This is a genomic window from Epilithonimonas sp. JDS, assembly GCF_021261315.1.
Lineage (GTDB): Bacteria > Bacteroidota > Bacteroidia > Flavobacteriales > Weeksellaceae > Epilithonimonas.
In genome coordinates this window covers 279,441-299,641 of the sequence record NZ_JAJSAX010000004.1, presented here as the reverse complement: position 1 = coordinate 299,641, position 20,201 = coordinate 279,441, and the positions used below count along the sequence as shown (strand labels likewise).

General features: G+C 34.6%; 19 protein-coding genes. 11 read left to right on the top strand and 8 right to left on the bottom strand.

All coding sequences use genetic code 11. The features are described 5' to 3' along the window. Positions 1-22 precede the first annotated feature (22 nt). Genes LUD75_RS13600 through LUD75_RS13565 form a run of 8 tightly spaced genes read left to right on the top strand, consistent with a single transcriptional unit; the run spans position 23 to position 5,802 of the window. Positions 23-655, top strand: a complete 633-nt coding sequence (locus LUD75_RS13600; RefSeq protein WP_232706287.1) for a DUF4141 domain-containing protein — start codon at positions 23-25, stop codon at positions 653-655. Between the two features lies 1 nt (position 656). Further along, a complete protein-coding gene (traJ, locus tag LUD75_RS13595; RefSeq protein WP_232706286.1) occupies positions 657-1,649 on the top strand; it encodes a conjugative transposon protein TraJ in 993 nt (330 codons plus the stop codon). 11 nt (positions 1,650-1,660) lie between these two features. Then, complete coding sequence (traK, locus tag LUD75_RS13590; protein WP_232706285.1) at positions 1,661-2,284, top strand: conjugative transposon protein TraK; 624 nt, start codon at positions 1,661-1,663, stop codon at positions 2,282-2,284. Positions 2,285-2,295: 11 nt separating this feature from the next. Continuing rightward, complete coding sequence (locus tag LUD75_RS13585; protein WP_232706283.1) at positions 2,296-2,535, top strand: hypothetical protein; 240 nt, start codon at positions 2,296-2,298, stop codon at positions 2,533-2,535. A gap of 34 nt (positions 2,536-2,569) precedes the next feature. Further along, positions 2,570-3,868, top strand: a complete 1,299-nt coding sequence (gene traM, locus LUD75_RS13580; protein ID WP_232706282.1) for a conjugative transposon protein TraM — start codon at positions 2,570-2,572, stop codon at positions 3,866-3,868. Between the two features lie 17 nt (positions 3,869-3,885). Beyond that, a complete protein-coding gene (traN, locus tag LUD75_RS13575) occupies positions 3,886-4,788 on the top strand; it encodes a conjugative transposon protein TraN (protein ID WP_232706281.1) in 903 nt (300 codons plus the stop codon). 1 nt (position 4,789) lies between these two features. After that, a complete protein-coding gene (locus LUD75_RS13570) occupies positions 4,790-5,350 on the top strand; it encodes a conjugal transfer protein TraO (protein ID WP_232706279.1) in 561 nt (186 codons plus the stop codon). An 11-nt stretch (positions 5,351-5,361) separates the two neighbouring features. Beyond that, positions 5,362-5,802, top strand: coding sequence for a TraQ conjugal transfer family protein (locus tag LUD75_RS13565; protein ID WP_232706278.1), 441 nt, complete (start codon positions 5,362-5,364; stop codon positions 5,800-5,802). Between the two features lie 303 nt (positions 5,803-6,105). On the opposite strand, the gene LUD75_RS13560 is transcribed toward LUD75_RS13565, so the two are convergent. The 3 genes from LUD75_RS13560 to LUD75_RS13550 all read right to left on the bottom strand — a co-directional run bounded on the left by LUD75_RS13560 (position 6,106) and on the right by LUD75_RS13550 (position 8,135). Further along, a complete protein-coding gene (locus LUD75_RS13560) occupies positions 6,106-6,486 on the bottom strand; it encodes a JAB domain-containing protein (protein WP_232706277.1) in 381 nt (126 codons plus the stop codon). A gap of 122 nt (positions 6,487-6,608) precedes the next feature. Further along, on the bottom strand, positions 6,609-7,682 hold the full coding sequence (locus LUD75_RS13555; protein ID WP_232706275.1) for a DUF932 domain-containing protein: 1,074 nt from the start codon (positions 7,680-7,682) through the stop codon (positions 6,609-6,611). A gap of 42 nt (positions 7,683-7,724) precedes the next feature. Beyond that, on the bottom strand, positions 7,725-8,135 hold the full coding sequence (locus LUD75_RS13550; protein ID WP_232706274.1) for a single-stranded DNA-binding protein: 411 nt from the start codon (positions 8,133-8,135) through the stop codon (positions 7,725-7,727). 436 nt (positions 8,136-8,571) lie between these two features. Here LUD75_RS13550 and LUD75_RS13545 point away from each other — a divergent pair, with 436 nt between their 5' ends. From LUD75_RS13545 to LUD75_RS13535, 3 genes are all read left to right on the top strand, one after another. Beyond that, positions 8,572-9,210, top strand: a complete 639-nt coding sequence (locus tag LUD75_RS13545) for a DNA-protecting protein DprA (RefSeq protein WP_262908213.1) — start codon at positions 8,572-8,574, stop codon at positions 9,208-9,210. 305 nt (positions 9,211-9,515) lie between these two features. Further along, complete coding sequence (locus LUD75_RS13540) at positions 9,516-10,469, top strand: ATP-binding protein (protein WP_232706271.1); 954 nt, start codon at positions 9,516-9,518, stop codon at positions 10,467-10,469. An 8-nt stretch (positions 10,470-10,477) separates the two neighbouring features. Continuing rightward, positions 10,478-13,168: a S8 family peptidase gene (locus tag LUD75_RS13535; protein ID WP_232706268.1), complete on the top strand. Its 2,691-nt coding sequence runs from the start codon at positions 10,478-10,480 to the stop codon at positions 13,166-13,168. Between the two features lie 103 nt (positions 13,169-13,271). Here the strand turns inward: LUD75_RS13535 and LUD75_RS13530 are convergent, their stop codons facing one another. The 5 genes from LUD75_RS13530 to LUD75_RS13510 form a co-directional block, all read right to left on the bottom strand. Then, entirely contained in the window at positions 13,272-15,950 is a 2,679-nt protein-coding gene (locus LUD75_RS13530) for a hypothetical protein (protein WP_232706267.1), read from the bottom strand. A gap of 355 nt (positions 15,951-16,305) precedes the next feature. Then, positions 16,306-16,587: a helix-turn-helix domain-containing protein gene (locus LUD75_RS13525; protein WP_232706266.1), complete on the bottom strand. Its 282-nt coding sequence runs from the start codon at positions 16,585-16,587 to the stop codon at positions 16,306-16,308. Positions 16,588-16,760: 173 nt separating this feature from the next. Beyond that, on the bottom strand, positions 16,761-18,002 hold the full coding sequence (locus LUD75_RS13520; protein ID WP_232706265.1) for a phage integrase SAM-like domain-containing protein: 1,242 nt from the start codon (positions 18,000-18,002) through the stop codon (positions 16,761-16,763). Positions 18,003-18,452: 450 nt separating this feature from the next. Continuing rightward, positions 18,453-19,583: a DUF6575 domain-containing protein gene (locus LUD75_RS13515; protein ID WP_232706263.1), complete on the bottom strand. Its 1,131-nt coding sequence runs from the start codon at positions 19,581-19,583 to the stop codon at positions 18,453-18,455. Further along, on the bottom strand, positions 19,576-19,932 hold the full coding sequence (locus LUD75_RS13510; protein WP_232706262.1) for a hypothetical protein: 357 nt from the start codon (positions 19,930-19,932) through the stop codon (positions 19,576-19,578). Before LUD75_RS13510 ends, LUD75_RS13515 begins: the two co-directional genes overlap by 8 nt. Positions 19,933-20,201 lie beyond the last annotated feature (269 nt).

The following is a 20,201-nucleotide window of genomic DNA, read 5'->3' as shown; positions in this document are numbered from 1 at the left end:
CAATCATTTAAAATTTACGACAATGAAAAATTTAATCATTAAAACAGCAATGGTAGCCATTTTCGCTACCGCCAACTATGCAAAGGCACAATTTGTAGTGACCGATCCGGCCAACCTGGCATCCGGAATCCTCAATTCTGCCAATGAGATCGTGCAGACCTCATCAACGGTTTCCAATGTTGTCAAGAACTTCAACGAAGTGAAGAAAGTATATGAACAGGGCAAGGAATATTATGACAAGCTGAAGTCTATCAACAATCTGGTCAAAGATGCCAGGAAGGTGCAGCAGACCGTCTTGATGGTCGGCGATGTCTCAGAGATCTACGTTACCAATTTCAGTAAGATGCTTAACGATCCCAACTTCAATGCTCAGGAGCTTACGGCTATTGCAAACGGCTATTCCGCGCTTCTAACAGAAAGCACCGAACTTCTTAAAGAATTACAGCAGATCATTACAGCCAATGGACTTTCGCTCAATGATAAAGAAAGAATGGACGTGGTCGACCGGGTTTACAAAGAAGTGAAGGAATATCATAATCTGGTGCGCTACTACACGAACAAGAATATCTCTGTAAGCTACTTGAGAGCAAAAAAACAGAACAATACCCAAAGGGTCTTGGATCTTTACGGAACTTCAAATCAAAAATACTGGTAAGATGGAACCTACCAATCTACACGAAGTCCTTCGTTCAGTTTATGATGAGATGATGCCATTGTGTGCCGACATGGCTGCCGTGGCAAAGGGTGTCGCAGGGCTGGGAGCACTGTTCTATGTGGCCATCAAGGTATGGCAGTCGCTCAGTCGTGCGGAACCGATCGATCTGTTTCCAATGCTCAGACCTTTTGCCGTCGGTATCTGCATTATGTTCTTCTCAACTTTGGTATTGGGTAGTATCAATGGGGTTTTGAGCCCAATCGTTCAGGGAAGTCATTCGATGCTGGAAGATCAGGTTTTAGATCTCAACGATTTGCAACAGAAGAAAGATCTTTTGGAGCGGGAGGCTATGCTGAGGAATCCCGAAATGGCCTATCTGATATCAGATGAGGAATTTGATAAAAAACTTGATGAACTGGGATGGTCGCCGTCAGACCTGGTGACGATGTCCGGAATGTACATCGAAAGAGAAATTTTTGACATCAAGAAAGATATTAGGGATGGTTTTCGTGAGTTTCTGGAGATCCTGTTCCAGTCCGCAGCTCTGGTCATTGATACGATCCGAACCTTCTTTCTCATTGTTCTTTCCATTTTGGGACCGATTGCCTTTGCCATTTCAGTATGGGATGGATTTCAGACCACGTTGACCCAATGGCTTACCAGGTACATCAGTGTATATCTGTGGTTACCGGTGGCTGATATTTTCAGTTCAATTCTGGCCAAAATTCAATCGCTCATTTTGGAGCGGGATATTGAGATGCTGGCAGACCCGAATTTCATTCCTGATACCTCCAATACGGTTTACATCATCTATATGATCATCGGAGTCATAGGATACTTTACGGTTCCAACGGTTACGGGATGGGTCATTCAGGCAGGAGGTGCCGGTAATTTTATGAGGAACGTCAACCAGACCGCTACAAAATCAGGCAATATTGCAGGGGCAGCAGCAGGTAGTGCCACAGGTAATATCTCAGGAAGATTATTAAAATAAATACTTAAGCAATGGAATTCAAAACTTTAAGAAATATAGAAAGCAGCTTCAAACAGATCCGCTTATTTACGTTTGTTTTTGCAGTGTTATGCTTTGCTGTGGTTGGTGTGGTCGTTTTCAAGTCCTATCAGTTTGCAGAAGATCAGCGACAGAAGATATACGTCTTGGATAACGGCAAATCACTGATGGTAGCGCTGTCTCAGGATATGTCGATCAACAGGCCTGTAGAAGCGAGGGAGCATGTAAGGCGTTTTCACGAGCTGTTCTTTACCGTGGCACCCGATAAAAATGCTATTGAAAGCAATGTCAAAAGAGCCTTTAATCTGGCAGACCAGTCAGCATTCGATTACTACAAGGACCTGCAGGAGAAAGGCTATTACAACCGGATCATCTCAGGGAATATTCAGCAGAGGATAGAGGTTGACAGTGTTGTGGCTGATTTTAACAATTACCCATATTCAGTCAAGACCTTTGCAAGACAGTTCATTATCCGATCCAGCAATCTGACGATACGAAGTCTGATCACCAACTGTTCCTTAGTAAATTCAGTGAGATCAGACAGCAATCCACAAGGATTTACGATCGAGAAGTTTAATGTCATTGAAAACAAAGATGTTGAAACCGTTGAACGTTAAAATCCAGAGCAATGAAAAAATTAAGGGATAAAATAGAGCACTTTACTTTGAGTGCAGACAAAAAATGGAAGTCGATCCCGGCGGAACGACAGAGGTTTTTGACCAAGCTGTTTTTTGCAGGCTATGCTGTTATCACGCTGCTAATGCTTATCAGCATTTTTCACACAACCGGAAATAATTCCAATACCATTTCGATCAGTCATATTATGACCATTTCAGATCATATAACTGTGAAAAAACCAGCACAATAAAACAAAGAACGTTCAACCATTAAAAAGCCGACCGATGAGAGATTCAAATAAAATCAAGATCACTGAAGGTGATTCACCACAATTAGAACAGGGATTACAAGGCCTCCAAAATGTAAAGTGGGAGCATATTAAGAAACCCCTGATCTATTTACTGATGGCCGCAATTTGTGCCGGTTGCTTTTACCTCATTTTCAGACCAAAGGACAATAAAATTACAGATAATCCAGGCTTTAATGCAGGGATACCACAGGCAAAGGACGATCAACTGCAATCTGACAAACAAAAGGCTTACGAACAGCAGTTGTTGGAACAGAAAAATGAAGAAAAGAGAAATGCGATGACGACATTATCAGATTATTGGAGTGACACCAACAATATAGGTCGGAATTCTGATCAGACGCCATTGCCAGGTCATCCAAACGGTTTACCCCAAGCGGATCAGAATGCAGTCAACAGCTATCACAATGCGCAACAGACCTTAAGTTCCTTCTACAATAGAGATGATCAGGAAGTGAATAATCTTAGAAAAGAAATTTCCAGGTTGAAGAATGAAGCTTTGCAGAACAATACTTCGCCTTCAAGTCTTGGTGTCAGTGATCAATTAGAGCTGATGGAAAAATCCTATCAAATGGCTGCGAAATACCTACCTCAAAGTAATAAACAGGAAGATCCTGTACCAGAGGAAGACGACGTGAAGCAGCCTTCCGGAAATAAAGTACAGCTCACAGCAGTAAAATCAGCTCACATAAATATTGTCTCTTCTTTATACAGGGAGCCATCGGACAGCGCGTTGCTTGCTGGACTTGATGATCGTAGAATAATGTTCGGAATTCAAGATGACACCGATGCTACAGGACAAGCAAAGAATGCTATTCGAGGGATGGTTCAGCAATCAATGACAATAACCAATGAAAGTCTATTACCCATCAGGCTTTCTGAAAATATGATTGTAGGTCGTACAGAAATTCCCAGTGGAACATTGCTGAAAGCTAGTGGCAAATTCCAGGGAGGGAGACTGCAGTTGAAAATTTCATCAATCGAGTATCACGGGAGCATTTATCCTGTAGAGATTAATGTTTATGATAATGATGGTCAGATCGGCCTGTATGTTCCGTACTCACCGGAACAAAATGCTGTGACTGATATAGTGGGTAGCATGGGACAAACTTCAGGTACCAATATTATGATGACGCAGTCGGCAGGTCAGCAGATCGCAGCGGATTTGAGCAGGGGTGTGCTGCAGGGGTTGTCAGGCTATTTCCAGAAACAGGTCAGACAACAAAAAATAAAGGTTAAAGCGGGACATCAGGTTTTTCTTGTACCAAAATTATAATCAATTAAAACAATAAAATGAATAAAATAAAAAGCAATTATCTATTGATAATCGTATTTCTGCTCTTTTCAGGCAGATCGCAGGCTCAGGATCCAACTGCTTCCTATCTGCCACTGGATGAGGCCAAAATAGAACCTTACAAAATACAGGTCACCTATGATAAGACCTCACATCTGTTATTTCCATCCCGTATTCGATATGTTGACTTAGGGAGTAATCTGCTGATCGCCAACAAGGCAGAACCTGTCGGAAATGTTCTTAGGATCAAGTCGGCAGTCAGGGATTTCGAAGAAGAGACCAATTTTTCGGTCATTACTGAAGACGGAAAGTTTTACAATTTTGATGTGTATTACAGTTCTTATCCGGATGCACTCAGTTATGATCTGTTAAAGCAGGAACGGAGCATTGAAAAGCAATATGCTGCGGATGTCTTGTTTGAAGATCTTAATGGAAGTTCATCTTCTTTGTCGGAGCTAATAATGCAAACTCTGTATAAGAAAACCAACAGAACCATAAAGCATATCGCTTCTAAAAGCTATGGAATCCAGTTTTCAGTTCGGGCATTACACGTGAATGACAGCAAATTCTATTTCACCTTGGAGCTTAAAAACAGAAGTAACGTGTCTTACGATATTGACCTGATTAATTTCAAAATTGTCGATAAGAAGAATTTAAAAAGAACGGTGCTTCAGGACAAACTGTTAGAGCCTGTCAGAGTATATTTTCCAACAATGACAGTTTCTCATCATTCTGACCTAGCAGCAGTTTATTTATTAGATCAGTTTACCCTGCTGAAGGATCAGGTTTTGGAGATCGAGATCCTAGAAAAAAATGGCGGAAGGCATCAGAAGATCCAGCTTGAAAATAAAGAGCTTGTCAATGCGAGACTGATCAGTGGACTGAATATAAAAACGAATTGATATGAAGCATTTAATTTTAGCGACAGCAATGCTGGTCCTCATTAGTATTGATTCTTTTGCACAGCAAATGATCCCCAAGCAAAAAGGATTCGAAATTTCATATTCGGTATTTCCGAAGTCTCCTGAAAAGCGAAATTACGGTTTAGGTGCAGGTCTTATTTCTTACACTAAAAATGGAAATTATCTTTTCGGACTGGCCGAATACAGCAGAAAGTATTACGAGTATGCCCGTTACGATATCCCGATCGATACTTTCTCTTTCAACGGAGGCTACAGCTTCTATATGTGGGGAGATCTGATGCGAAATCTCAATGTCAATCTTGGCATTGGTGGGCTAGTAGGATATGAGCAGATTAATAGAGGGACTGAAATTCTATACGACGGCTCAATGCTTAATTCCACCAGTAATTTCATTTACGGTGTAAGTGGAAAACTATCCTTGGAAAGTTATCTTACACATCATTTGGTCTTTCTGGTCAATGGGCAGCTGCGTTATTTGCAGAAAAGTCAGCTTGGTCAGTTTCAAGCTCTATTTGGATTTGGATTGCGATTTAACTTTTAAAAAACTTATAAATGAAAAATGTCATAAACAATAATGTCTTGAAATTATTCAAGTTTCCGATGGTGGTTTTACTGATCGGTCTGGTATTCACTTCTTGTGAGGACAAGGGTCTGGAGATTCAGCAGGACTTTCCCTTTGAGGTTCAAGTAATGCCTGTTCCTGGGAAAATAGCCGAAAATGAAACGGTGGAGATCCGGATCTCACTCTTGACTTCTTCCGATTTCAGTGGGACAACTTACAGCCTCCGTTATTTTCAATACGAAGGATCTGGTCAACTCCAACATTACAATGACCCACCATATCTCCAGAATGATGAGTATCCATTGAAGCAAAAGGAATTCAGGCTTTACTATACATCTAAAGCTCAAGAATCCCATCAGGTCAGTATTTGGATCAAGGATAGTTTTGGAAATGAAAGAAGAGTAGATTTTGAATTTGACAATGCATCTTAAAATTTTTAATTGACTTCTAGCGGCTTGGTTTTAAACCAAGCCGCTTTTTACATTTACAATAAAAACAAGGAAAATAATTAGGAAATATTTTAGCAACTCCGATCTATCGATAGGACATCGATTTTTAGGATCCACAACTTTTATGAAGCGTTGGGTCTTTAGCGAGGTGATCATAGGAGTTGTATCTATTCAAACTGCGAAAAGACGTTTCCGACCACCGGAAGGAATTGTCTTTTCGCCCGATCTTAAAATACACGACAATAAAAATTATTGCCGTGTATTTTGCAATTAATATAAATTCATTTATAGATGACCTTCGTCGGCAAATGATAAATGACCGGTTGACGTCAGAATGCAATGATCCAGTAATTTAATGTTTAGGAATTCGGATGCACTTTTAATGCTCTGCGTGATTTTAAGATCCTCAGCGGAAGGTTTCAAATTCCCTGAAGGATGATTGTGTGCCAAAATAACAGCCGAAGCATTACAAAGGAGTGCCGCCTGCATGATGATTCGAACATCGACAACCGTCGAAGAAATTCCCGATTCGGAAATTTTCCTTATCCCTAAAACTTTATGAGCCTGATTTAAGTATAGGGCAAAAAATGATTCTCGGTAATCCATTTCATCAGGATCGAAATGCTGACGGAAGACCTCAACGGCATCTCGCGAACTACCGACCATTTTTTCAGAATTACCTTTTCTTGAATAACTTAATTTTATCTCGTTGACAATATTGAATTTCATAGGTGTTGCTCCTGTACGGCAGAGACTTAAATTTCCCGTACTTAATTTTTAAAACATTGTTAATTCATGATTATAGTTTCTGCGCCAAATCGGGCGAAATTTTGACATAGGTCAAAAGCCTTTTTAGACTTTAATTGTGCCGTCCCTCCTAAGACAATGGATTGAAGTTTGGCTTCGTTGTCCTTGTAATTTCTGACATTCTGAAAATATCCTGTAACAGCATTGTAAGCGCCAAACAAAGTACCTTTGGTTGTATCCATTTGCTGGCTTTCGCTGATCATGGCGTAGGCAAATGCATCATCAACGGTATTTTTAAAAACAGTTGACAATTCCTCAGAATTTCCTTTCTGCAAATGTTGCAAGGTTTCCTTGTTGGGGCAGAGTGCCAATTGGATCAGCTTCTTCATTTCATCATCACCAACCGTTATTTTTGCCCAATGATTAAAAGTGTTTTCCAATTCATTACTTAATTTATTGGCTAGTCCCATCAATTTGTGGGCATCTTCCAAGCGTTGTTTTGCTCCTGCGGTATGTCTGATCCGCACCACATTGCTCATATTTTTTAGCGAAGCGTTTAAGGTATTTTGACAGACAATGCGAACAGGGGTAAAGGCGGCGGTAATGCTTCCGCTTCCATCGTGGGAGGTGGTAAGGAAAATGTATTTTTCTGTAATATCGTCACCGTTGCCAACACGAATATAATCGGGTAGTTTGGCGGTAATAAAAATTCTTTCGCCATTTCCCAAAGCTCCTGCGGTCTCGTATAAAATTCCTTTTCCACTGCCTACTATAGCATCAAAAAATGAAAAGGCTTCACGGTTTTGTACGATATGGTAATCTTTTCCAACGACACCTAAAACGGTGTTGTTATCAGTTCGTATATTGGCAAAGTAGTTGGGAACTTCCAATTGTGAATCGATCATTTCTATGCCGTTGTCATTTTCTATGATGCCTGCACCTTTTGTAAATAGAGGAGACTTTTCGACCTCGTAGTCAAGTCCTGCAAATTTTATAGCCTCTTCACTTGTGGGGTACTCCTGTACGATCTGCCCCAGGTTGTGCCATGCTTTTTCCTTTACGCTGATAAATGAATATTTTCCTGTTCTGTTATTGAAATTTAAATTGTGTGCCATGATATTGATATTTTGAATTTTATAAAATTGTATTTGATAGTTTTAAAATGGTAGGTCGTCATCCTTGTCGGTATCTATAGATTTTGATTTAGAAGTTTCTTTCTTATCTGTTTTGTTGGACTCAATAGATTTACTTTCAGTTCTTTTACTACTGCTGTGAACTTTAATCTGTGAGGTGTGGAAATTTAAACCTGCATGAGGTTCTCCGTCTTTTCCTAACCATGCGGACGTGTAAGCTCTACCGCTTAATTCTACCAAAGTACCCTTTGTTAAAAAGTCCGCCACTTTTGAAGATATCCAGTAGGCGCATTCGAAATACGTGGTCTGTTCAATTCGTTCGCCTTGCTTGTTGCGATAGTTGTCATTCGTAGCAATTGAGAAATTGACTACCTGTTTTTCATTTGACAGGTTGCGCACTTCCGCATCCCTTGTCAGTCTTCCGATAATGTTCATAATCGTAGGGTTTTAAGATTTTAAATTTTGATCTGTTCTCAATCTTTTCTCCGTCCTTTCTCTGAAAGGCCCTTGGGCTTCGCTGAATATTTTTCAAAAGAAAAACCGGAAAAAAGAAAGCAGATAATTTTAGCGGGCAAAGGGGAAAGCCAAAAGGAAACGGAATAATTGGAGGGTACCTTCAGGGAGGAAACCGTTTATGCCGTAGTCTTTTGGCTGGGAGAAGAAATAAATGGATGACCGATATACCTTAGCTGCCTTTTTACCGGTTTATTATGAGAAATATGACTTCTCTTTAAATTATTGTAGTACTACTGTACATGATTAATAATATTTTTCAATTTGTATTTATAGGGTAAAAAAACTATATTTACATTATTCATTTTAATCTTGAACACCTATGCAGATCAATGCTTTTAACGAATATTAAGACAAACTGACCACTGTTGAGAAGAAAAATAGTCCCAAAGAGTTATTTTACAAAGGGGACTTTTCGTTATTGGAAAATGGAAGAAGGGTAGCGGTTGTTGGTTCAAGGAAGGTGTCTGAACTTGGTGTACGAAGAGCAAGGAAGATCGCAAAGCTATTGGTTCAAAATGATATCACTGTCGTTAGCGGTTTAGCGGAAGGAGTTGACTCGATCGCCCATAATACAGCCATTGAATTTGATGGTCATACCATCGGAGTTATCGGAACACCTCTGGATAAATATTTCCCTGCTGAAAATAAAGACCTTCAGGATTTTATTGCTGAAAATCATTTGCTGATTTCGCAGTTCCCTGAAAACTATCCCGTAATACCAAAAAGTTTCCCTATTAGAAACCGAACAATGGCATTGATAAGTGATGCTACGATTATTATTGAGGCCAGTGAGAAAAGCGGCACAAAACATCAAGGTTGGGAAGCGCTTCGTCTAGGCAGACAATTGCTGATCATGGAAAATGTCCTCAACGATAAGATCTCATGGGCAGAAGAAATGCTCAGCTATGGTGCACAGGTACTGACCAATGATAACTTTGAATTTTTAATTGAAAGTATTCCCTATTTAACAACAAAGAAAGAGTATGTCTTTTGAGTTTCCTAATGACTGATTTTTAATTTAGGAGAATATTTCCTTCCACTTAGGTCGATTGAAGTTTAGCAGAGTAGTCTTCACGATAAATTCATTGACTTCGATACTGTCACATTTACAATATTTCAATATATGTCCTTCTTCTGAGGCAAGGAATATCCGTTTCCTTTTCGTTCGTCTGTAATTACTCGGACAAGTTTAATGCTGTTTTCATAGATATGATGTTGAAAATTACATTTTAAATAGTATTGATTTGATTTTTGAAATGCAAATGGAATTCTATCGGAAAAATGTGTAATTTTGCTATAATGGCAAAAGCTGAATACATAATATCTCTAATTAAGTCACATTATAATAATGAGCCCGAAAGGTTTACAACTATTGCTTTGCAGGTTGCAGCTCACGAAGCTAAGTTGGGACACACTATTGTTGCTGATGAAATAAAAACTATTATAGATAAGGCAAAAGAAGTAAAACATAAAACTAAAGTATTTTCATCTGATTTACAGGGTTTAATTCATGAAAATGTACCTGCTGTCAATCTTTCTGATATAATTTCTTCTGAAGATATTAAGTCGAAAATAAATCGTATAATTTCTGAATTTATACAAAGAGACAAACTTCGTAAACACGATTTAGAGAATCGTAGAAAAATTTTGCTTTCTGGTCCTCCAGGTACAGGTAAAACCTTAACAGCATCTATTCTTGCTAATGAATTAAATCTACCGCTTTACACTATTTTAATGGATAAAATGGTGACAAAATTTATGGGAGAGACTAGTGCTAAGCTGCGCCAAGTATTTGATTTAATTGAACAACGTCAAGGTGTATATTTGTTTGATGAATTCGATGCGATTGGAGGTGAACGAAGCAGGGATAATGATGTAGGAGAGATGAGAAGAGTTTTAAACTCATTCCTTCAATTTATTGAAAGAGATAATTCTGAAAGTCTTATCATTGCAATCACCAATAACAAACAACTTTTAGACCAAGCACTTTTCCGTAGATTTGACGATGTGATTTTATACAATCTTCCCAGCTTAGAAGAAAAAGAAGAGTTGTTAAAAAATAGACTTTCTCAATTTGGAAGGAAAATAAAATTTAAAGATTTATTACCAGATATCAATGGTTTAAGCCACGCAGAAATATCACTTGCCTGTATCGATGCTATTAAAGAGACGATTTTAAATGAAGGACAACCGATGAATAATCAGTTAATTTTAAAAGCAATTAAAGACCGTAATGCAGCCTATTATAAATAATTTTTTGAATGGCATACAAGCACATCTTCATATCGGGAAATGTAACTAGTGAAAAATATAGAGCTCAATCTAAAATTGGTTCAGGTCCACGCATTCCTATACGTGATAGAGCATCTCAAAGTCAAAAATTACTTCAAGAATTTGATTTGATTTGGCAACAAAAAGACCAAATAAAGGCTACAAGGACAGCTAATCAAATTTCCACGAAAGAAGGAACATATATTCAGTTTACAAGTGCAGCTAACCATGATTTAATTACTAAAAGTTTAGAAGATTTCAGGAATAATATTCGACTACTAAATGTTAAAGAAATTACGGTTGGAGAAAGTCAAGTCCAGATAAGGGCAACTGTTTATGTTCCTAATGGAAAAGAGGGATTATTTATAAGTAAAATTAATTCCTACAGCTCAAAAAATAATACAACTATAATATTTCCAAGCCAAGTGAATCATGATAATGTGATTAATAGTGTGAATAATCTTGGAAATAGTATTCAGTTAAAAACAATAAAAGATGTTGTTATTGCTGGTACACAAAGAACTAAAGCATCAATTGATTTACCAGTTGGACAAGAGGAAAATTTTGCAACTGATATTTTGAGACATTTTCCAAATATAGAAATCAAAATAACTCCTTCTAATTCTGATTTAGTTAATAGTATTGAAGATGTAAGCATTGCATTATTGGAGGGATTATGGACAGATAATCCACAGCTAATTCCAAACGAAAATCCTAGATGGTGCGAAGCTTGGCTTAATATTAATACAAAAGAAAGTAAGGAACAGGAACAAATTTTAAAGTTTCTTACTACTGCTCAAAATATTGGTATTGAAGTAAAAAATAATAGCATTATCTTTCCTGAACGAGCTGTTCTATTAATAAATGCAAGTCGTGATCAGTTGATAGAGCTGATGCAACAAAGTGACTTGTTAGCTGAGTTCCGTATTGGACAGGAACCAGCTGGCTTTTGGGTTAACGAAAGTCGTATTGAACAACAGGTATGGGTTGATGATTTGGTTCAGAGAACAGAGGTTGTAGATACAAATGTAAAAATCTGTATTTTGGATACAGGGGTTAATAATGGACATCAGTTACTGCAGCCGCTTATAGATGATGCAAATACTTTAAGTGTTGATATCGCGTGGGGAACAAGCGACCACGCAGATGGTGCAGGACATGGAACACTGATGGCAGGACTAGCTGGTTATGGGCAGATGGAAAAAGTGCTTATTTCTCAAAATCAAGTCTCATTAACACATAAGTTATGCTCAGTAAAAATTCTGCCTAGTCATGGCGAAAATCCGAGAGAATTATGGGGTGATATAACTGCGCAAGCCATTGCAAGAGCTGAAATTCAAAATCCAAATATGATTTTGATATATTGTATGGCGGTCACTTCAAGTCAAGACACCAACAGAGGAAGGCCATCCTCATGGTCAGGAGCAATTGATAATTTAGCTTATGGCGAAGGACAAAATCAAAGGCTGATAATAATTTCTGCTGGTAATGTCAGTGACGAAGAATCTTGGCAAAACTATCCAGATGCAAACTATACATCATCTGTACAAAATCCAGCCCAAGCGTGGAACGCTCTGGTAGTAGGGGCATATACTGAGAAAATTCAATTAAACGATCCTATCTTTCAGAATTACATTCTTATTGCTGATGAAGGGCAGCTTTCACCATATAGTTCTACTTCAATAATTTGGGAAAGAAAATGGGCGTCTAGGCCAGATGTGGTTTTTGAAGGAGGAAACCTTTTAAGAGCACCAGATAATAGTATTACAGGACATGAAAATTTGGAGTTGTTATCTACTTCAAAACAGTTCAATACAAGGAAATATTTTGATACAATATGGGCAACGAGTGCAGCAACAGCACAGGCCTCGTGGTTTGCTGCAAAGATAGCTTATGAATATCCTGAAGCTTGGGCTGAAACAATCAGAGGTTTAATGATTCATTCTGCAGACTGGAATACTGCGATGATTGCTCAGTTAAATGTTGTGGAAGGGAATAGAACAAGTTTTAGAAATTTATTAAGAACTTTTGGTTTTGGTATCCCAAATTTAGATCGGGCTCTCTACAGTCAGGAAAGTGCTTTGACATACATTGCACAAGAAACTATTCAGCCTTTCAGTTATAAAGAAAGAACTACTGTTCCTGAGACTAATGAAATTCATTTCTTTAATTTGCCTTGGGCAAAAGATTTGTTATTAGATCTTGGTGAAACACCTGTAAAACTGATAATTACATTGTCTTATTTTATTGAACCAGGGGCTGGTGAAATTGGATGGAAAGATAAATATCGTTATCAATCGCATGGATTACGTTTTGATGTTAATAATGTAGGTGAAACAGAAAATGAATTTAGAAGACGGATCAATATTGCTGCAAGGGAAGAAAATGAAGAAGTAAATGGAAATACTGGTAGTCAACGTTGGGCTATAGGAGTAAATAACCGTAGTACTGGTTCATTGCATTCTGACTTTTGGGAAGGAACTGCTGCTGATTTGGCAACTTGCAATCATATAGCTGTATACCCTATTATTGGATGGTGGCGTGAAAGGAAAAATCTGGAAAAAGTTGAAAATGAAACCCGGTATTCTTTAATTATATCACTTGACACACCTGCACAAGATATTGAACTTTACACAACAGTAAAAAATATTATTGAAGTTCCTATCGAAATTGAAATTTAGAATTATTATTACAAAACTATTTATTATTCTTCAATAGGGACTATATCAATTAATAATTAAATTTAAATGTAATTGTACTTGGGTTAATCTCAAAGATATTTCATTAAGTCAAATTCTCAAAGTAAAATTTAGCAATTTCACTGTCATAATTTTTTCTTAGATATTTTTTTAGATGGCTAAGCAGTGGTTTGGACTTTTTAAATGCTTTAACATAATATTTGAGATTGTTTCCTATTAACCAATAAGGATTAAATTTTGAGTAATCAAATGTATCTAAGTGCATGAGCCAATTGTAATATTCCTGTTTGGAAGAAATATTATAATCAATATATTTTTCCAATTTTTCAAATGGTAACTCTAATTTATAAAAAATATTAATCACTTGGTCAAGTAAAAAATTATCTGGTGAACCAAATGGATCTCTATCTTTGTTTCGAGAAATATTAGGAATTCCCTCAATGAATTTCTCCAATAAATTGTCATTTAATTGAGGCTTAATAGTGTCAAGAATAACAGCTGTATTAAACAATTCAGGATTAAAATTTTCTTCTAATTCTCTAATAACTTTTTGTTTAATCATAGATTGTAACTCATCATCTAAGAAGCTTAGTCCATACCAATATTTAAAATAATTATCCTTTTTAGAAAGATCAATATTCGTAATGTTTGAAATACCATTCATTTGCTTTATTACATCAATTATTTCTTCTTGGGTTGCCTTTTCAAAGTAATATTTTGCAACAAGTGAAGAATTAGGTATTCTCAAATCATTATTGATGCCGAATTTAATAACTGCTAACAAGTTGTCTTTTGAAATTGAATGCGTTTTTCCAGATACAATTCTGGTCAAATCAGCAATAGGAGAGAGTCTTTCAATTTTATTAATTTTTACAAATCGTAATATTTTTGAGAATAGGATATTTAAATTAATTTCATCAATTTCAATAAGAGAAATAGCTAGGCAGTAATTTTGAAAAGTATTACTGATACGTTGCACCATTCTATAATTACTTTTATTTCTTTCTATACTCGCATTGGATTTTATTAAATTGTCAATATAAATATTGAATTGTTTTAAAATCAAGCTTGGATGCTCTAAAGTAATATTTTTTATACCGTACTTGTTTAACAAAAAAATAGCATCTTTATTCTTAACATAGAAAAGCCACATTTTAATAATTTGAAAATTAAACTTGTACTTTTCATAATCAGGATTTTTCAAAGTATAAATAATCAAAAAACCTTCTAATATTTTTCGACATAATTGTTCATATTCTTGATATTGATTTAAAATAATGAAATTGAATTCAAAGAAATTATGTATCCTTGTAAAATTGCTTTGCAATTCAAAGAGTTGATTGTCAGAAGTCCAACCACCTTGTTTGTCATTAAGTCTTGTTTTCTGTAATTCAAAAAGTAAATTGTCTATATAAATAATATTTCTATAAACGAATCGAAAATCCCTTAATGTTTTATAAATATCTAAGAAATGTTGTGCTTTATCAAGAATGAATTTCTCTTCGGACTTATCTTCGATATCAAAAAGCTTCTTTTTGATATCATCATCAAAATGAAAACTATTTTCAGGTAGCTGTTTCAGCTCCAACAGATTTAATTTTGCAGTAAGGTATGTTACAGGTTTTTCATTTTTGTCCTCATTCTTATAGATATCCAAAAGTACATCTATTGAATTTTTCACGTCTCCAAACAAGAAGGATGCATAGGCTTTTCTTAGTTTCTCATATCCGGAATAATTAGATTTATCCTGTTTTAAGAGATCCTCCGTTTTCTTAATATCCAGTCTTTCAAAAGTACACCTTTCACAATTGCAAGTACCGGAAATGAAGAGGTTATGGATGCAAAACCTATTTCCTTCTTCTAGCCGTCTACCTCGAAAAAATATATGTTTAATTGCATTAGCAGTAAAGAAACTTATAATTAATTTTAATTTATCCTTTTGATTTTCAACAAGTTTAAGATTACTTGAAACTCCATAAGATTTTTTTCTCCGATTTGCCTGAATACTTTTAATAAAGTTATAAAAATCCTCATTGTCAGTAGATATACTCATATCTCCAACATAAGTGCCTTCCCCAAAAGTATAATACATTATCTCACTCAATATATTTTTCGGAATTACTTTTATACACTCAAATTTTTCAATTATGTACGATAGCTTATCTATAATGAGCAATCCCTCAGTTTCCTTTCTAAAAACAGAATAGTCTGATTTATGAGATTCAAATAAATTTCCGTGTAATTTTTCTACTTGTTTAACTCTAGCTATCCTTATTTCTTCAAGAAAGTTGTCAAAATTTTCTTCGTTAAGAACATTATCTTTCGGAATATATACTTGAAAATTTTTTACATTTTTATTTTTCTGTTCATTTATTCTGTTAGGAATAGTATCATCATTTTGAATAAAATAGTAATAAATTTTATTTGATATGATATCACAAAGGGTAAATACAAATGGTTCCGATACTTTGTGATACCATGAAAAAGGATGTCTCAAACTTTTTAAAGGATAGGAAATAAAATTGGTGTCTTTATTTGGCTTTACTATAGAATTTTTTCCTTTGTTTTGATTAACAAAAGATATTTCATCAATTAATGTTTCTCTATCAACTACTTGATAGTAAAAATCTGTCCCGATTTCCCTTCTACCAGATTCATTATCTATTAATTTGTAGTTCTTATTTCTGAACAGCTCAGATAAAGTGTCATTCAATAAATTATTAGCTTGACGTTCTATTTCATCATTGTGTAGTTTTGGCGACATTCGACTAGTTTTAATAATTGATAAATTTAAAGATAATTTAATTTCTTTAATTAATTATTACAATTTGCTTTATGCCATATCAACTCGCTATTAACAAATATATATAGACATCGATAATATGTCTACGACTAAAAATTTGTTAACTCGAGTTTTAAAATATTATTTTAATAATTGAGCGATGAAAGACTGGCAATTTTATCCAAATCCTCTACAAAATTGTTCGAAAACTGCACCTGGGGTCAATCACAGGTGCATATTCTAATCAAGGTTTTAAGTAATTTATACAAATATGATTTGTTGATAAAATGCTTTCAAAAATTTTCAGAATTTGGAATGTCAGTCAGCAACTAATATTTTATGATTTTAAAAGATTTCTATTATTTCTAGCAATGTAGATTAAAAGTTTACGCGAGTAGATAGGAACTTTACCTACTCTGAATGTAGGAATCTTTCCAGCCGTAGACCAATTTATAATTGTTTGAACTGTTGTACTAAACATTTCAGCAACTTCTTTTTGACGCATTTGATCTTCTGGCGGTGGGAAATACAAAGGAGACAGAATATCTTCTATATTAACTTCAACCTGCACTTTTTCTTCAGGTACTTTTTTTGAGATGTCTTTAGTAAATTTAGCCATTTTTTTTAATTTTATTACATTCAAAATTCACTAAAACGATAGGGATGATTGTACATTGGCTGTTATTTACTTCATTGTACCGTAAATGGCCATACTACAAGTATTAATATACTTGGCTGAATAGTATATTGTTATTTTACTAATATTGTAAGTTTACGCTATTTATCTTTAACTCAACTATTTTCTTTTGCTAGCACATTCCATTTATCTAATTCTCGCTTATGATGTTGTTCTGAAATTTTAACATATCGTCTAAAACTTTTTTCATCCTTAGAATTGGTCTGTGCCTTAACAATCCTCTCTGGAATATCTAAAAATAAACTATTGGTTATGAAAGTTTTTCTTCCAGTGTGACTTGTAATTATATCACATTTTCTAAATGTTTCGTCAAATCTTTTTGAGCCGCAATAACGTGTTAATTGAACTTCCTCGGTAAGACCAATTTCTTCACAGCATTTTTGAATTGCTTCATTTAATTTCTGTGAGGATATTCTGGGGATGGGGTAATAAATTGTATCCTCATATTTCGCAATTAGTCTCTTTGCTAGTTCTGTTAAAAATACCTGATGCTGTACTGTCTTAGTTTTCTTAACTGCAAAAGTTAGATAGTCGCCAGATACAGAAACATCATTTAGATCATAAATGTCAGAATGTCTCTGTCCGGTTAAAGCAAGAAGGCAATACATATCCTTTGCTCTTTCCATGGAAGCATTTTGAAACTTATGGTTATAAAGTAGCATTAGCTCTTCTGCAGTGAGATACACAACTTCAATTTCATCTTCTTTAGCCGCTAATTTCTTAAACTTTAACGAACTGTGATATCCTCTTTCGAACGCCCAATTTAAAAATGCCTTTAATGTTTTGACAATTTTAGCATAGTAGTTATTCAATGTTTGTCTCTTATTATAGCAGTAGTCCATAAAAACCTCCTCAAATTGATAATCAATATTGTCCAGTCTCAACTCGAATTTTGTGCTCTTTTCAAATGCGATCAGGAAATTTTTCACAGAACCATATTTTGTGATTGTTCCTTTTGTTTTTGTGAGCTTGGAAACTCTGATATATTCATCAAAAGCTTCAAAAAAACCTATTGCAACTTTGATCTCACTGTCATCATATTTTTCGTTGAATAAAGCTTCAGTAAATGATATTTCATTATACTTGAAAAAAGAAAATATTTTTTCAACCTTTTTCTTTTCGGTAGCTATAATTTCGTTGAACATTTCATAATCTTCATAAAACGGATTTCCCTTATGATTGATAATTATCTGTAGCTCATTATTCCAATCATCAAGTAACGTTTTAGTCGTTAAGTTTTTTCTGATTCTATTATTGCAATTTTTAACTATTAACCGCATTGGAATCAATCCGTTCAGATTAACTTTATCTTTTCTCAATTCAAAATAATATCTCATTTTAACTATTTTTTAATAGGGGGCTGAAAGGGGGGCTAAGCTTAAACAGAATTCAATTAATGCATATTAAAACCTATTAAAGCTTATTGTAACTATCTGATAATCAGTAGTAAAAATAAATAAAAAATAGTTAAAAACCAAATTTACTCCAGGTGGGACCACTTCAAAGAAAATCGAACTTTTCTTGAAATTTTAAGAAACCCTCTGTATAAGAGGGTTTTTCTTTTTTTATAATGTAATTTTATCAGATTTAATTCGTCATTTTTATTCATCTTTCGTTATAAAAAAATTCCCTATTTTTCTCCCCTAATTTTTTCTGTGTGATATTAGCTACTAAAACTAAGTTATTCAATAAATATAATTTTACAAAAGCATACATATTTAGAAAACCTACTAAAAAAAGGACTAAAATTTAATTTAGTCCTTTCTTATTATTTTTATTTAAAATTATTACAATATTGATTTTATGACGTATCTTATTTTTTCTTTTTCAGAAACTTTAAGTTCTTCAATAATCTCCTGACATACTATCTGGTACTGAACAGTTTCAATGGTTAAGCCTCTTAGTTGTTCTTCTGTGGTTGCCTCTCCGAAAATATCTTTATTTTCATCAGTAGTCCTTAGCTTCCAAGTTCTTTTTAAGATATCTACTTGAACAAAATAGCCTGTAAATTCTCTTATCTCTTCTGTCAGTTCTTCAGTTTTGTAAAGAACTTCCAGAATATTATCTGCAATTTTTTTGTCAATTATTTGAAATTTGATTGATTCTCTATTAGGCGCATACCATTTATGTTTTAACGTTAAATTATCTGAGCTGATTTTTTTAAGAATTTTTGTAAAACTACTAACAGCATGACCTTTTATACTTCTTAAAGATTTAACCAATTCATCCTCATTTTCATATTTAGAAAATATTTCATCAATTTTCTCTAATCCATATTCAATTAGACAAGTGCCAAATAAATCCTTTTGCGAATCTGAATACAAATGTAGATTGAACGATGCAGCTGAGGATGCAAAAGCCCTCACTTTATAATTTTCAGCGACTATAAATTGTTTTTTATGTGGAACATTATGTTCTGTAAGAGCTTTCTTATAACTATTCTCAAGCAGAATAGAATATAACTTAATGACATCTCCTAGGTCATCACTATCAACCCCAAAATCATTTATTTCATCTGATAAAGCTAAATGAATTACAGCATTATCTTTTTTTATGACTTCTTCAACAATAACCGAATCATCTTGAAAAGCAGTAGTAAGAAAAAAATCTTTCTCAGGTAGCCATTCATCTTTAATTTCTCCGATTACATATGAGTCAACATACAATTTGTCATCTTCATTAATGTTTAAAAAAAAGTAACTGTCGAGTTCAGGTTTATTATAAATCTCTAGTAAGTCGACTTGCCCGCTGACAAATTGTGCAATCCTTTTCTCAGAAATAGGAATTGTTAAATACTTTAATGAATCTTCAACTATCAACATAGACAGGAAATGAGAACCCACATTATCTATGGAAAGAAATAATTCAGGTATATCATAATACACCAAAATTTTTGCTATGTTAAAAACTCTATTCATTAGCTAATGTAAAACTATGACTTCTCCACCAAGAATGATGACTACCTTTAAAAGTCTTTTTTATTAAACCATCGTCTTTATCTACTTTGAATGAGTAAATGGATTTATTTTTATGCCTTGGAAATTTAATAATATCCTCACAGTCTTTTTTATCTAAGTACAATGATACCGCTCGACAAATACATTCGTCAATCTTGAATACAGCTGTGGGAAATTCAGTTCTCTGTGAAACTAATTCGGCGATTGGATTATCTAAATCAGAAACCAATCTATAATATGTTTCTCCTGCAGGCTCTTTTACATCTTTTGGCGGGCAGAGTTCCGGGAGTTCTTCAAACCAATCGGGCATAACTAATTAATTGAGCATCAAATATAAAAAACAATTTGACTTATTGTTTACAATAGAGCATAATTTAATTAACTAATCAAAGTTAACATTCGTTTTAATTGGCAAGAATTTCTAAAAGATTATACCTTATCTGTAATGATGTTCTATAAATATTATTTCCAAATAGTAAAAATTTGTTTATTTTACTGATTTTCAATGCTTTAAATTTGTTAATTGTAATATTTTTCCTATTTTAGCTCATTATTTAAATATTGCGATATGTAAATTGT